15 protein-coding genes are annotated in these 14,043 nt (G+C 46.1%); 6 read left to right on the forward strand and 9 right to left on the reverse strand.

The window, feature by feature from the left end:
• The 9 genes from OEV42_19765 to OEV42_19805 form a co-directional block, all read right to left on the reverse strand.
• Positions 1–239 (reverse strand): prepilin-type N-terminal cleavage/methylation domain-containing protein (locus OEV42_19765; protein ID MDH3976507.1); only part of this gene is annotated, 239 nt, incomplete at its 3' end.
• Complete coding sequence (gene gspG, locus OEV42_19770; GenBank protein ID MDH3976508.1) at positions 208–660, reverse strand: type II secretion system major pseudopilin GspG; 453 nt, start codon at positions 658–660, stop codon at positions 208–210. The genes OEV42_19765 and gspG, both read right to left, overlap by 32 nt.
• Before the next feature lie 34 nt (positions 661–694).
• Complete coding sequence (gene gspM / locus OEV42_19775; GenBank protein MDH3976509.1) at positions 695–1,225, reverse strand: type II secretion system protein GspM; 531 nt, start codon at positions 1,223–1,225, stop codon at positions 695–697.
• A complete protein-coding gene (locus tag OEV42_19780; GenBank protein ID MDH3976510.1) occupies positions 1,222–2,439 on the reverse strand; it encodes a type II secretion system F family protein in 1,218 nt (405 codons plus the stop codon). Before OEV42_19780 ends, gspM begins: the two co-directional genes overlap by 4 nt.
• Before the next feature lie 19 nt (positions 2,440–2,458).
• Positions 2,459–3,325, reverse strand: coding sequence for a type II secretion system protein GspN (gene gspN, locus OEV42_19785; GenBank protein MDH3976511.1), 867 nt, complete (start codon positions 3,323–3,325; stop codon positions 2,459–2,461).
• Between the two features lie 2 nt (positions 3,326–3,327).
• Positions 3,328–5,010 (reverse strand): type II secretion system ATPase GspE, encoded by a 1,683-nt coding sequence (gspE, locus tag OEV42_19790; GenBank protein ID MDH3976512.1) that lies wholly within the window; start codon positions 5,008–5,010, stop codon positions 3,328–3,330.
• A complete protein-coding gene (locus tag OEV42_19795; GenBank protein ID MDH3976513.1) occupies positions 5,010–5,627 on the reverse strand; it encodes a hypothetical protein in 618 nt (205 codons plus the stop codon). Before OEV42_19795 ends, gspE begins: the two co-directional genes overlap by 1 nt.
• A 17-nt stretch (positions 5,628–5,644) precedes the next feature.
• Positions 5,645–6,961: a hypothetical protein gene (locus OEV42_19800; protein MDH3976514.1), complete on the reverse strand. Its 1,317-nt coding sequence runs from the start codon at positions 6,959–6,961 to the stop codon at positions 5,645–5,647.
• 57 nt (positions 6,962–7,018) lie between these two features.
• Positions 7,019–7,981 carry a hypothetical protein gene (locus OEV42_19805; GenBank protein ID MDH3976515.1) on the reverse strand — a complete coding sequence of 321 codons (963 nt, stop codon included), beginning with the start codon at positions 7,979–7,981 and terminating at the stop codon, positions 7,019–7,021.
• A 276-nt stretch (positions 7,982–8,257) separates the two neighbouring features.
• Between OEV42_19805 and OEV42_19810 the strand changes: the two genes are divergently transcribed.
• The 6 genes from OEV42_19810 to OEV42_19835 all read left to right on the forward strand — a co-directional run bounded on the left by OEV42_19810 (position 8,258) and on the right by OEV42_19835 (position 13,598).
• Positions 8,258–9,031, forward strand: coding sequence for an MBL fold metallo-hydrolase (locus OEV42_19810; GenBank protein ID MDH3976516.1), 774 nt, complete (start codon positions 8,258–8,260; stop codon positions 9,029–9,031).
• A 54-nt stretch (positions 9,032–9,085) separates the two neighbouring features.
• On the forward strand, positions 9,086–9,451 hold the full coding sequence (locus tag OEV42_19815) for a four helix bundle protein (GenBank protein MDH3976517.1): 366 nt from the start codon (positions 9,086–9,088) through the stop codon (positions 9,449–9,451).
• 126 nt (positions 9,452–9,577) lie between these two features.
• On the forward strand, positions 9,578–10,873 hold the full coding sequence (gene purB / locus OEV42_19820; GenBank protein ID MDH3976518.1) for an adenylosuccinate lyase: 1,296 nt from the start codon (positions 9,578–9,580) through the stop codon (positions 10,871–10,873).
• Positions 10,874–11,038: 165 nt separating this feature from the next.
• Positions 11,039–12,130 carry a mechanosensitive ion channel gene (locus OEV42_19825; GenBank protein MDH3976519.1) on the forward strand — a complete coding sequence of 364 codons (1,092 nt, stop codon included), beginning with the start codon at positions 11,039–11,041 and terminating at the stop codon, positions 12,128–12,130.
• A gap of 49 nt (positions 12,131–12,179) precedes the next feature.
• Positions 12,180–12,917: a hypothetical protein gene (locus OEV42_19830; GenBank protein ID MDH3976520.1), complete on the forward strand. Its 738-nt coding sequence runs from the start codon at positions 12,180–12,182 to the stop codon at positions 12,915–12,917.
• A 258-nt stretch (positions 12,918–13,175) separates the two neighbouring features.
• Entirely contained in the window at positions 13,176–13,598 is a 423-nt protein-coding gene (locus OEV42_19835) for a hypothetical protein (GenBank protein MDH3976521.1), read from the forward strand.
• Positions 13,599–14,043 lie beyond the last annotated feature (445 nt).

Raw genomic sequence — 14,043 nt, forward strand, 5'->3', positions numbered from 1 at the left:
CCTTCTTCGATACGGCATCGCAAGATGAGGACTTTTCTTTTATAAATGGCCTCGTCTCTTATATGTTCCAGATAGATTGCCAGCCGGGATACGTTTGTTTCCAGTTTTGATGATGATAGAAAGGAGGCCAGTCTTGGCGCTGCGGCTACCATGAGAATACTGAAAATAAAGAGCACCATGGCAACTTCAATAAGGGTAAAACCCCTTCTATCTGACGTTCCAGCTCTCAATATCTGCATCGTTGCCTTCGCCGCCGTCTTCACCGTCGGCGCCATAGGATTCAATATCATACTCCTTGTTATTGATACCCGGTGACAGATAGACAAAGTCATTATCCCAGGGATCATGAGGGAGCCGGCCCCCTTCCAGGTAGCCATTCTCTTTATACTTTTTAGGTATTTTCCCCGTTGTCGGTTTGGTAACAAGCGCTTCCAGCCCCTGCTCCGTGGATGGATAAAAACCGTTATCGAGATAAAAGAGTTTGAGCGCGCCTTCGAAGTTTTTAATCTGTATGCGTGCCGCTTCTATTTTTGCTTCATCCGTTCTGCCAAGGAACCTGGGGGCTACAAGGGCGGCAAGGACACTCAAAATAATGAGAACCACCAGTATCTCTATGAGTGTAAATCCCTTGTTGTTTAATCGTTTTTTTTCTTCCTTCATTGACTTCTCCTCTTTATGCTTTTTCTCTCCAGCCCTAATTGATGGCAATAGCAGAGATGATGAGATTTACGTTAATTCTGTCGGGATTACTGTAGCGCGGTTTTATATCTACCTTTTTTATCATGATATTCTGACCCGATGATTCAACGAGGTGAATGTACTCGGTAAGGGGTTTTATCTGTACGTCTTCCAGTTCGACGGCAACTGTCGATTCGGTGTACCCCTCCTTTGCCTGAATGGAAGGTTTCATTCCCTTTATATTCTTTTTCAGGCCCGAATCGGTGGCTACCTTGTCGAGGAAAGAAAAGAGGGTAAAGCTCTCCTCCTTCTGAGGATTGGCGCTTTTAAGTTCTTCAAAACGCTTTGTCAGTCCTCTGTATTCCCTCGACATGGCCCTTACCCGTTCGGCGATTTTGAGCATTTTCCCGGACAGCCTTTTATAATCCTCTTCTTTGTCCTTTAGGGGCAAAACAATGAGGACCATGTAGAGGAGAAAAACAGTGGCAATGCTTCCCCATTTGATCGTTCTTCTTTCACTCTCACTAAGGTTCTTTATTAAGCTCATTTTCCAACCATTACATTCATTTCAAAAATGGGTAAAAGTATGGCCATGGCGATAAAGCCGACGGCCAGCCCCATGGCTATAATGAGAACAGGTTCGATAATGGACGACAAGCCGGCGGTAAAGTTCTCCACTTCCCTGTCAAAGCTTTTGGAAATATTTAAAAGCATCTCTTCAAGATTTCCCCCCTTTTCTCCAACGGCGATCATATGGACAGCGACAGGGGGAAAGATCCCTCCCTCCTTAAGCACCGGCGAAAGGTGCCCCCCTTCGGCAATATTATCCCTGGCATGGCCTATATTTTCGACAATAACTGAATTTTTAACTACATCCTTTGCAATGTCAAGGGCTTCTGTAATGGGTACCCCTCCCTTGAGGAGGAGTGAAAAGGTCCTTGCAAACCTCGATACTTCAAGCCTGCATAAAATCTTCCCCGTTACGGGTAGTTTAAGGAATGCCCTATCTATAAAGAATCTTCCTTTCCTGCTCTTTCTCATTCTCAAAAGCAGGAGAAAGAACAGGGCGCCTGCCGCAAGTATGAATGGCCAGTTTGTATTGATGGTGTTTGTTGTCCAGACCAGTATTTTTGTGGGGAGGGGGAGGGTTTGGCCCATATTAGTGAAGATGGAGATAATCCTGGGAATGACAAGGATAAAGAGGATGGTGAGCACCATCGCTCCTATGATGGTCATAAGAATGGGGTAGATCATGGCGGCCATGAATTTGCCCCGAAGGGCCTCCTGTTTTTCACCGACCCCGGCAAGTTCATCCAGCACCTGGTCCAGTTCTCCTCCCCGTTCACCAGCCTTGACGAGATTGACGAAGGTTTTGCTGAAATGGTCAGGGTAGCGGGAAAAGGCTTCTGAAAGGTCCATACCCGATGATACCTTCTCCTTAATGTCAACAATGGTTTTCCTTAAAGTAGCTCTGGATATCTGTTCCGACAGGGCCGTCAGGGAATCGACGACGGGCATGCCCGATGTGAGGAGCGAGGCAAAGAGTCTTGTAAAAGCGGTAATCTCCGATTTTTTTATTCTCCCCCTGGCAGATTCTTTCCTTTGCCTGCTTTCAGCCGCCCCGGCCTCTCTTGTTACTTCGAAAGGAAAAAGGCCCTTTGATTTCAGTTTGGACGTGGCATGGTCCGTGCTGTCGGCATCGATAATACCTGACAGCATCCTCCCTGAGCCATCGTATGTTTTGTATCTGAATACGGCCATAAGCTGTGTTCTCTTTACGCTAAAAAAGCTTTTTCCCGTTAATTTTTAAATCAGGTCTCTTTACAGTCCCCGAAAGGTGGATGGTAAAATTGTTTCCTCCATCTGCCGGCCCCTTTATCATGGAGATCATACCTGACAGCGGACTGTAGGAAGCCTCTGACAATTCGATTTTTCCGCCAAGATCAAGGGAACTGTTTTGGGCAGGCTTTGCCAGTTTAATGGTCCCCTGGCCATTAAACTGAAGTCCGTCCATGACAAGCGCAAGGGCTTTGATCATTACTGTGGCGCCATTTTTATCGAGCTTTGCCGTAAATTTTTTCAGGGGAAGCTCGGGAGCAAAGAGGCTTGCGTTCTTAATGAGCATGTCGCTTCCCTCTGCATGAAGGCTTCCCTTTCCCTTCATATAATCGGCTTCTATTGTTATGCTGCCCTTAATGCTTACCTTGCCACGTTCTATGACAGCGCCATTCTTCAGTTTTAGGCCACCTATATCAAGGAGGTTAGCTTCAATACCTATTTCTGCCTTCCCCTCTTCTATGACTATGGCGCCCTTTCCTTCGCCACCGTTAATAATATAAAAGCTGAGTTTTTTCCTGCTGCCTATGAGGCTGAAGGGGTTTGCCTTTACCCCGAGCACGTCGATGTGAGGGGTGACTAATGCCCGGCCCTTTCCGGCAATGACAAAGCTTTCAAGTTCCAGGCCGAGAGGAAGCAGAATGGATGAATCGCCAAGTGATATATCAAGCTCCGCCGAGGAGGCCGCTGTTGAAATAGCCCAGTTCCTGGCCTCTTTCAAGGGAAACCTGGCCATAAAAAAAAGGAGGAAGAGGACAATAAAAAAGGTTGCATAGCGTTTTTGTTTCTTTTTTAGATCAATCTTTTCCAAAACTACTCAACTTCCCTTGTGGCGGCAAGTACCTCTTCCGGTGTGGTGATTCCCTCTTTGATTTTTTTCAGGCCGTCTTCCCTCATGGTGACCATGCCCCCCTTGATGGCTTCACTCCTGATGTCATCTCTCGTGGCCGATTCGACAATGAGCCGTCTTACCGTTTCACTGAGGGTCATAATTTCGTAAATGGCGCCTCTTCCCCTGTAACCGGTGTCTGAACACTGCTCGCAACCTTTTCCCCTGTAAAAGGTCATTTCCTCCTTTATGCCGAGTTCATCAAGCAGTTCATGGTTGGGCAGGTAACTTTCCCGGCAGGCTTCGCATATTTGTCTGACAAGGCGCTGGGCAATGACGGCGCGAACCGTTGCCGATACGAGAAAGGCCTCTACTCCCATATCGACAAGCCTAGTTACGGCGCTTGCCGCATCGTTTGTGTGGAGCGTACTGAAAACAAGATGCCCCGTCAGTGATGCCTGGATGGCAATCTCCGCTGTTTCTACATCACGAATCTCACCGACCATGACAATATCGGGGTCCTGCCTCAGAATGGATCGGAGTCCCCGGGCAAAAGTAAGCCCCACCTTGGTATTGACGGGAATCTGGCCGATACCGGCAATCTGGTATTCAACGGGGTCTTCGACGGTAAGAATGTTTCGCTCGGGAGAATTGAGTTCTGCCATGGCGGCGTAAAGTGTGGTTGTTTTTCCACTTCCCGTCGGCCCCGTAACGAGGACGATGCCGTTTGAAGCATTGATTATCCTGTTAAAGCGTTCAACGTCGCTGCTGCCCATACCGAGGTCCGATATGCCGAGAAGCACGCTTGCCCGGTCCAGGATTCTCATTACGAGCCTTTCCCCGAAGGCCGTCGGAATAACGGACAGTCTAATGTCCACGTCCATTCCGGCAATCTTGATTTTTATCCTTCCGTCCTGGGGAAGCCGCCGCTCGGCAATATTGAGCCCGGCCATGACTTTCAGCCGTGATACGATGGCCGAATGGAAACTTTTAGGGGGTGTTAGCTTTTCATAGAGCGTGCCGTCTATCCTGAAGCGAACCGTCACTTTCGATTCGTAAGGTTCGATGTGGATATCGCTTGCCCGTTCCCTGACGGCCTGGTAAAAGAGCTTATTGACGAGCCTGATAATGGGGGCCTCGTCGGAAAAATCGAGAAGATCCTGCGCTTCTTCCAGGTCGATGGAAAGTCCGCCTACGTTCTCATCGGTAATATCTTCCATGACTTCTTCCGTGGATGAGAAGTTTTCTTCCATGAGATTGTGAATTCTTGCGGTAATCTTTTCCCTGGAGCAAAGGGCCTGAACGGTCTTCTTTCCTGTTAGTGAGTAAATGTCATCAAGAGGCGCCGTGTTTAAAGGATCGGAGATGGCCACATAAATGGTGTCCTCTTCAATGCGGTAGGGGAGAATGCCGTTTTTTTTTAGATAGTTCAGGGGCGCTGCCTTCTTTATCTCTTCGGCATGGATCGTTTCAGGCAGTTTTTCCATGTAGGTTATGTCAAATTGCTCTGCCAGGGCAAGGAGCAGTTCTTCTTCCGTAATACTCCCCTTGCCGATTAATATTTTTCCCAATAGTTCATATTTTGATTTCTGGGCAAGGAGAGCAGCCTCAAGGTCCGCTTCATCAACGGCCCCTCTGGAAAGAAGTATTTCACCTATAGGCTTCATCAGTTTGCCCGGCTTTCCTCTTTCTTCATTTCTTCCTCTTTGTCTTCACCGTCAGCAAGATTTTCCCTGATAAATGACTTCATATTCTCTCTTTTTTCCCGGGTAATTATTTCCATCCCTTCAGCATCTCTAATGATGCGGGGTGTGAGGAATATGAGGAGGTTTGTTTTTTCTTTTTTCTTTTCTGTATATCTGAAAAGCATGCCAAGGAGCGGGATGTCACCCAGGCAGGGAACCTTGCTTGCCGTGTCATATTCGTTATCCTTGATGAGGCCGCCAATGGCCACGGTCTGGCTGTCTCTCGCAACGATGGTGGTCTGTGCAGATCGCTTTGTAGTAATCAGATCGGATGCGCCCTGAAGAGGGGTCTCTTTTACATTGGATATTTCCTGGAAAATTTTTAGCTTGATAAAATCACTCTCATTGACCTGTGGCGTTAGTTTCAGCTTGATACCCACATCTTTTCTCTCGATCGTTTCAAGGGGTGTACCGGCTGATGTCTGGGCTCTGCTTGTAACGAAGGGCACGTTTTCACCGACGACGATTTCCGCTTCCTCGTTATTGGTTGTCAGAAGGTGAGGTGTGGAAAGGACGTTAATGCCTGATTCCGTCTCCAGCGCCCTTACCAGCGCTCCTATGTTGTAAAAGGTCTGTCCGGCCCATTCGATGGTTCCATCGACAGCGCCGACGACAAGGCCCTGACTTGAAAGGCCGAGCGGATTGGCGCTTGCCGCTTCAATGCCTCCAAGCTGGAGCCCCCTATTACTTCGATATTGCTCGAACTGGCGGGATCAGTGGTGCCGCGAAATTCGAAGCCCAGGTCTCTTTGTTTATCCAGGCTGATTTCCATAATAGTGGCTTCAACGTAAACCTGCCTCCTCCGGATATCGAGCTTTTCAATGACCCCCTTAATGACCCTGAAATCCCTGGGAGAGGCTGTAATGACGAGGGCATTGGTCGCCTTGTCGGGCGTAATGGCAATGTTGCCCGTAATAGGCATCTCTGTTGTTGCACCCTTGGCCCCCGCTTTAGGCCGTTGCTTTCCCCTTGTCTGTGTCATGTTGTTGAGTACTTTGGCAAGGTCTTCGGCGACGGAGTTTTGCAGGTAGTAAACGTGGATCTCTCCTTCTTCCATCTCCGTCTGAACATCGAGCATGTTAATCAGTTCCCTGATTTTTTCCAGTTCCGCTTCATCGGCTACAACAATGATAGAGTTGGTTCGACTGTAAGGAATAAACTTAAGAACTGAAGATGCTCCAGGTTGTGCGCCTCTTCTTCCGGCGCCGGATTTTGCCCTTTTGCTTATGGGGAAGATACTCGCGAGCTCCTTGGAGAGGCTGTCTGCGTCGGCATAGGTAAGCTTTATCACTTCCAGCTTTTCGCGAATGTCGGCCACATCGATTTCTCCGATGATTTCAAGCATTCTCCTGATATTGGAGGAAATATCGGTAACAATAAGGGTGTTTGTGCCGGGATAGTCGATCATGAGCCCGTTTTTTGAAACCAGGGGCGCCAGTGTTGCCTTTATACTTGGAGAAGGTGCATATTCGAGAGGGATGATCTGGGTAACGATTTTGTCATTTTTGGGGATTTTCCTGCTTTCTCTCCCTTTTCTCGTCGATGAAAGTGATTTGGAGGCATCCGGTTTGGGGATGATTTTTATGATGCCTGCCGATTCAACGGCAGAAAAGTTACTCACCTCAAGAATGGATTCAAAGACCCTGTAAGCCTCTTTAGGTGTTATTTTTCTGGGCGATATGATGGTTATCTTCCCCTTTACCCTGTTGTCGACAATGATATTTTTACCTGTCAGCTCACTGATGAACTTGATAACGACCCGAATATCGGCATTATCGAAATCCATGGATATGAGTTTTTTTTCTGCCGCCCATGAATTGCCCGCCCAAATAAATGCCAGTATTAATAAAAAGGTGAAAACAACTGTTTTCACTGGTCCCTGTTTTTTCAAAATGCCTCCAGAATGATTTCTACACAAAATACGAAAAAATTATCTTATTTCGTAATGAATGGTTTCTCGTTTCCCTCTTCTCTCAAGTTTTATGCTGAAGCTTCCCCCGTCTTTAAGCTGCTGGTATACCATAAAGGCCTCTTCCGGTTTATCAATGGCTCTGCCGTTAATCTCCTTCACAATATCCCCGTTTTGTAGTCCGATGCTTTCGACGAGGCTTCCCCTCTTGATATTAAGCAGCTTGTAACCTGCTCCTTTCCCTCTGACCAGGTTGGGTACGACTCTTACCTGAGTCATGAACTGGCTAACATTACCGGACAGTCTGTCCACTTCTTTCTTGTCGAGAATAAACCTGTCTGCCGCTACTTTTTTTATGCCCTTTGTGGGAGAGCTAATCCTCTTTTCCAGGGCTGCGGCTTCATCGAACTGGACTTCCAGCATCTCTTCACTTCCGGCATTATTGACAATTACCCTGTTGCGCTCTATTCGCACAATTTTTGCGGGGCCAACCATGTCGCCTATACGGTAAAGTGACTGGTCTTTTTTATCAGGTGCTTTGATAACGGCAAAAGAGTAGGCAGGAATACCTGCAACCGTTCCCATAAGTCTGTAATTAAGTGATGACAAGGGAATGTTTTCTACAGGCCCGGCTTCTTCTTCAACGTTGACTTCTTCTGCTGTCGGTTCCAGCGGTGTAACCGTTCCTTCAGGGTTGAAGACATTTTTTTCCCAGACGGGACTGTAGTATGAAAGCTGCCGCCTTTCTGCTGCCGCCGGAATTCCTGAAGCGCTGCTTTCAGAAGCAAGTGGTGGTGAGGGGATGGCAGGAATCACTCCTCCTATAAGTTTAACGGCCATACCTGATGTGAGCCAGGCTGCAACAACCAGAAAAATCAGCTTGGCTATAAGAGCAGCATGGTCTGCCTTAAGGCCGGCATCGGCGGGAGTATGATCGGCCGTTGCGCTCATAAAGAGGGTGCTTTTCAAAATCTTTTTCATCATTTCTTTCGTATATTGCCGAAAACTTGACGCATTTAACCTAATTATAACTGTAACCTATTATAATAACACATCTTTTAATATATTCAAGCAAATTTAAATGAAGGCATGTCCGGCATCACCCCCGTCAATTATTTGCTTTATGAAAAGTCTTGCCGACGCGGAACGAAGGAAATGCGCCTTTTCATTGCCCGAAGGGATTCATTGCTTGAATCTTTTCCTCTGATCAAGTATCATCTTTCTTTATTTTTTCTATATTTTTTGAGGGTTAAAACAGTTTTGCGTCTTTGTGCACTTGCAAGTGGAAGCAGGGGAAATTCGATCTACCTGGAAGGGGGCGGGGCGAAGGTTTTAATCGATGCCGGGCTTTGCGGCCGGGAACTGACGTCACGTCTCGATTCTATCGGCGTTGATCCCGAAACGCTCGATGCTGTCATCGTCACCCATGATCACAGGGACCACGTTTCCGGTGTGGGGATTATGGCAAGAAGGTATAATCTTCCTGTTTATTCCGCTTACGGCACGATTAAGGCATCGGAAAAGGTATGGGGAAAGATCAGCCATATCGATGAAATAGAATCGGGAACGCTCTTCTCCATTAATGACCTGGAATTCTACCCCTTCTCCACACCTCACGATTCAAGGCAATCCGTCGGTTTTATCTTCCGGGCGGAAGGTAAAAAAGGGGGGATAGCAACGGACCTCGGTTATGTTACGCGACTTGTAAGAGAATGTCTTAAAGGCTGCAACGTAATGGTTGTTGAATCAAACCATGATGAAACCATGCTCATAGACGGGCCTTATCCCTGGCATTTAAAACAGAGAGTCAAAGGGAGGGAGGGCCATCTTTCCAACCTGGCCTGTACCGAACTCGTTGAGGACGTATACCACGAAAAACTCCAATCCATTGTGCTGGCACACCTGAGTGAAGTAAATAACAATCCTGATCTGGCGTATGAAACGCTCATGTCGCGCATGAAAGAACGCTTTCACGGGGAGGTGAAGGTCTCCATGGCCCGGCAGGAGAGGGTGGGGGAGATGATAAAAATTTGAAAAACCTTGTTGCAGGTTACCAGTTACAGGTTTCAGGTTGGATAAAAGAGAAAAATGAAAAGTTTTAGGGATCCGGAGGTTTATACTCTTTCCTATAAACTTGCCGTAAGAGTACATAAAATATCTCCGGGACTACCTAAGTATGAACTTTATGAAGAGGGGAGTCAGCTTAGAAGGTCTTCTAAGGGAGTTACATCGTGTATTGTCGAAGGATATGGTAGGAGAAGTTATAAAGCGGACTTTATAAGGTTTCTTATTTATGCCCAGGCATCCTGTGATGAGACAATTCTGCACCTTAACATAATAAATGATACGCACGATCTGAATAATAAAGAAATTGAAACAATGGTGAGTGAGTATAAAACATTAGGCCGCAAGATTAACCGCTTTATCAAATATGTTGAAGGCAACTGGAAATAAAATTTTATAAAATCCCGGTCTGAAAAACCTGCAACTTGTAACTGGTAACCTGCAACAAATTGTTAGAAATTGAAAAGTAATAAATTACAGAATTAAATAAATTGAGGAACAAAGGAAGAAAAAATTATGATCGAACGTTATTCAAGACCTGAAATGGTCAAAATATGGACGCAGCAGAACAAATACCAGAAGTGGCTCGATGTGGAGATTGCCGCTTGTGAGGCATGGAACGAACTGGGGAAGATTCCTGATGATGCCATGAAGGTTATTAAGGAAAAAGCCGATTTTGATGCCGACAAGATCGATGAAATAGAGAAGGTGGTAAAGCATGATGTAATCGCTTTTTTAACTTCCGTCGCTGAATATGTAGGGCCCGATTCGAGGTTCATTCATATGGGAATGACCTCTTCCGACGTGCTCGATACCTCTTATGCGCTTCTTTTGAGGGAAGCCGGAGAAATCATTCTTGACGATATTAAAAGACTTATGGAAGTTATTAAGAAAAGGGCCCTGGAGCATAAGATGACGCCTATGATGGGCCGCTCTCACGGTATCCACGCCGAGCCTGTTACTTTTGGCCTCAAAATGGCCATGTGGTACGACGAAATGAGGAGAAACCTGGAAAGAATGGAAAGGGCCCTTGATGTGATCAGTGTCGGTATGGTTTCCGGCGCTGTGGGGACCTTTGCCCATATGCCGCTAGACATTGAGGAAAAGGTCTGTCAAAAGCTGGGTCTCAAGCCGGCGCCTGTATCGACGCAGGTCATCCAGCGTGATCGCCATGCAGAATACTTCAGTACGCTTGCTCTCATTGCTTCGAGCATCGAAAAGTTTGCCGTCGAAATCAGGCACCTCCAGAGAACGGAAGTTTATGAGGCGGAAGAGCCCTTTACCAAGGGACAAAAAGGATCGAGCGCCATGCCGCACAAGCGTAATCCTGTTCTTTCGGAAAACCTGACAGGCCTTGCCAGGCTGGTGAGAGGCTATGCGCTATCGGCCATTGAAAATATTCCCCTCTGGCATGAAAGAGATATCAGCCATTCTTCCGTTGAAAGGGTCATTGGTCCCGATGCGACGGTAACGCTCGATTTTATGCTCAACAGGACCATCGGTCTTATTGACGGTCTTGTTGTCTACCCTGAAAATATGATGAAAAACCTCAACCTTATGAAGGGCCTCGTCTTTTCCCAGCAGATCATGCTTAAAATGGTGGAAAAGGGGATTACCCGTGAAGAGGCTTACGGCCTGGCCCAGAGAAATGCCATGAAGGTTTGGGAAGAGGGAGCCGATTTTAAGGAAGAACTGCTTGGTGACAAGGACGTAATGAACCTGCTAAGCAAGGAAGAGCTTGAAGAGGCCTTTAATCTCGATTATTATCTCAAAAATGTGGATAATCTCTTTAAGAGGGTATTTGGGGCCTGATAAAAAGGCGTCTTTGCGAGGAGTGCAACGACGTGGCAACCTCCTTGCAGTTTGTGGATAAAGGAGATTGCCGCGCTACGCTCGCAACGGCGAACATTTTTCATAAACTTAAGCAATTACTTAATATGATCGTTTCAAATGCAATAGTCACCGGGAGGGCTTAAAATGGATATTTATGCATGGCTGGGTACGCTTTTTATTTCCTTTCTTATACTGGTCCTCTTCTGGGCCATTGGAAAGTCGTCGGAATATACGCTTAATAACTGGGTATCGATTCTTGTAAAAAAGACGCCTACCGAGCTCGATGACAGAATTCTGGAAAGAGGCAAAAAGCCGATACATTACCTGATTCTTTTTATAGGTATTTACATTGCTTTTACCCGTCTTCCTCTGGCCGGTACCTTTAACAGCATAATAGACGGGATTATCTATGTGGCAGGTATATCCATTGCCGTCTATCTCGTTTATTCCGTCTTTGATGAAGCTCTCAAGTGGTATGCTGAAAAAATAGCCAAAGAGACTGAATCGAGGCTCGACAAGGAATTTCTCCCCCTTATCGAAAAACTTCTTGCCATCTTTATTTTCCTGGGCGGCCTCATTGCCATCCTGAAGCATTTCAACCAGGATATTTATTCTCTTGTTACCGCCCTCGGCGTCGGTTCTCTTGCCATTGGTCTTGCTGCAAAAGATACGCTGGCCAATATGATTTCCGGTTTTACCATCATGGTAGACCGCCCCTTCAGGCCCGGTGACAGGGTTGAGCTCGGTTCCGGTGAAATAGGCGACGTGCTGGAAATCGGCATGAGGAGCACAAAAATTAAGACATTTTATAATACTATACTTGTCGTGCCCAACAGTGACCTTGTCAATACGCGGCTTGTCAATCACAGCTATCCCGATTCCAAGGTAAGCGGCAGGGTAGAAGTTGGCATTGCCTACGGTACCGATGTGGAACTCGCTAAAAAGACAATGATAGAGTCGGCCCTTGCCGTTGAAGAAGTCCTGAGAGATCCGTCGCCGGCGGCCTATTTTACAGGTTTCGGAGACAGCGCACTTGATATGATGCTGGCTTTTTGGGTAGATAATTATTCCATTCGTTTTGCCACACAGGACAAGATTAATATGGAGATAAACAGGCGCTTTGCCGGAGTCGGTATTGACATTCCTTTCCCTATGAGGACGGTTATTACCCGTAGTGAAGCACCTGAAGAAAAAAAAGTAAAAGTTAAAAAAACGCCGTCCAAAAAAAGTAAATAATTCCGATGATGTCCCTCATTATTTCATTATTTAAAAGAGTTAATTAGATATGCGTATTTTCATATTTTTTCTCATTATTTTTTGGACGGCTCCTTCCTTTGCCCTTGAAATGGTTGTTCACAGGCCCGATGAAGCCTTCGTTAGCGGTGAAGACGGCAAGATCTATGTATACGATGCCGAAATGCTGGCTCCTGAGGAGGCCCTTCAATTGTCGGAAACTTTTTTCAAGTGGTATGGCATCGGCAAATACCCTTTTATTTACAAGATTCCCCGCATTGAAGATTATTATGTCGTTGCCGCCATAGGTTACCAGGGTGGAAAGGATAAAGGGATAAGGTTTTACCTCATCAAAGAGCGAAATAATAAACGGCTTCGCAGGGTTCAGACTACAAAAGGCGCCGGTGACAGTCTCATGCTGACGCCCACCTTTTATTATGATGATAAGTCGGTAATTATCCTGGCCGAGGTAGGCGCTGAATCGAGCTGGGGCTTTTCTGTTTTCCGTTTTGATCCTGAAAGAGGCTACCTCTACTGGATGGGCATGATCAATGTGGCCGAACCGGCGGAACGTTTTAATGAGATGACGAGCCCCATTGAAGTGACCCGCGTTTTTGTCGATAATAGCGAGAAGAAGCCAACCTACACTGTTGAGATTTCCGGGGACATTGTTTTAAATCCCGGCAGCAAGGACCAGAAGACCTATCATTACAAAGGGGAGAGTTTCAAATTTGTGAGCAAGGGTAAACGCTTTATTTTTCAGGAACCGGGGGTGAAAAAGGAGAACTGATATTTTCAAAAGATTTATCCACCAAGTACAGGAAGGTCACTAAGAGAGGATAAATACGCCACCTTTATAATATAAACAATATTTACCGGACCTCCTCAGGGAGTTTTAAATGTCATACGTTAGAACCGATCCCTGGCCCTTTTCTTAAGAGGAAACTTTATTTGACAAGTTATAAACTTATGGTTTTGATGGATGAAAATAATATACAGGCATGATGTTCCTATAATCTGCGCTTCGCAACTAAATAAGGAGGATTGAATGACTGAAGAACCAAAACTCCGGGGGATAACACGTCCTTTCATTAGTAGCGTTTTAATCACCGTTGCCCTTGCTGTAACTGCTGCATCATGCTCAAGCGAGGACAGGAAAGTGGCGAACAATACAGGGCAAACTCCAAAACAGATGACCTTAGAGGTGACAGGCAAGAACGCGAAGGCTCTGACTTTCAGCAATTGGGCATTTGAACGTATGAATGGAGACAACCCCGTTTTTGCAGGGAAAATCACTTACAACGGCGGAATGGTCACAAAAGCCGATGCGTTTTGTTTCCAGGATGGCATGAAAAGTATTGCCCATCTTATCTTTAACAGTGACCTAAAACCTGGAGAGAGCGCCAAGGGAGAAATTCACTGCGCCCAGATCAGAAACCCACCCGTAGAGATCGTTATAGAATTGAATTAGATGTAGATTCACCCTTGGGAGGGAGGTGTTTTGGTGATCTATCAATAGTTATAGTTAATAGGGACACATCCGAATGGCACTAAGTTAAGGGTGTTTAGCATGCACTATCAATAGCTTGCCCCTGTATTAATAAGCCTGCAATGGCAATTAACATGTGTCATGGCCAAAGTCTTTTATAGGGCGTCCCTAACAATTAAAACCGGATTCCCGCTAAAACAATGCGGGTCGGAGATCTCTGAAATGACAATATTGAGGATACAACAATTCAAGTTGCCCTGTTAATAGTAGAGGCCTGGACGGTGCCGTTTTCATAATAAAAGTGCTTAACTTAGTGCCATTCGGGACACATCCGAATGGCACTAAGTTAAGCCCCTTCAGCACGATATTTAGCCCTATGTGGAATATCTACCATTTCATGTCTTGGTGAGGTCAATAATGCAAAGTT

The sequence above is a fragment of the Deltaproteobacteria bacterium genome, assembly GCA_029860075.1.
Classification (GTDB): domain Bacteria; phylum Desulfobacterota; class JADFVX01; order JADFVX01; family JADFVX01; genus JAOUBX01.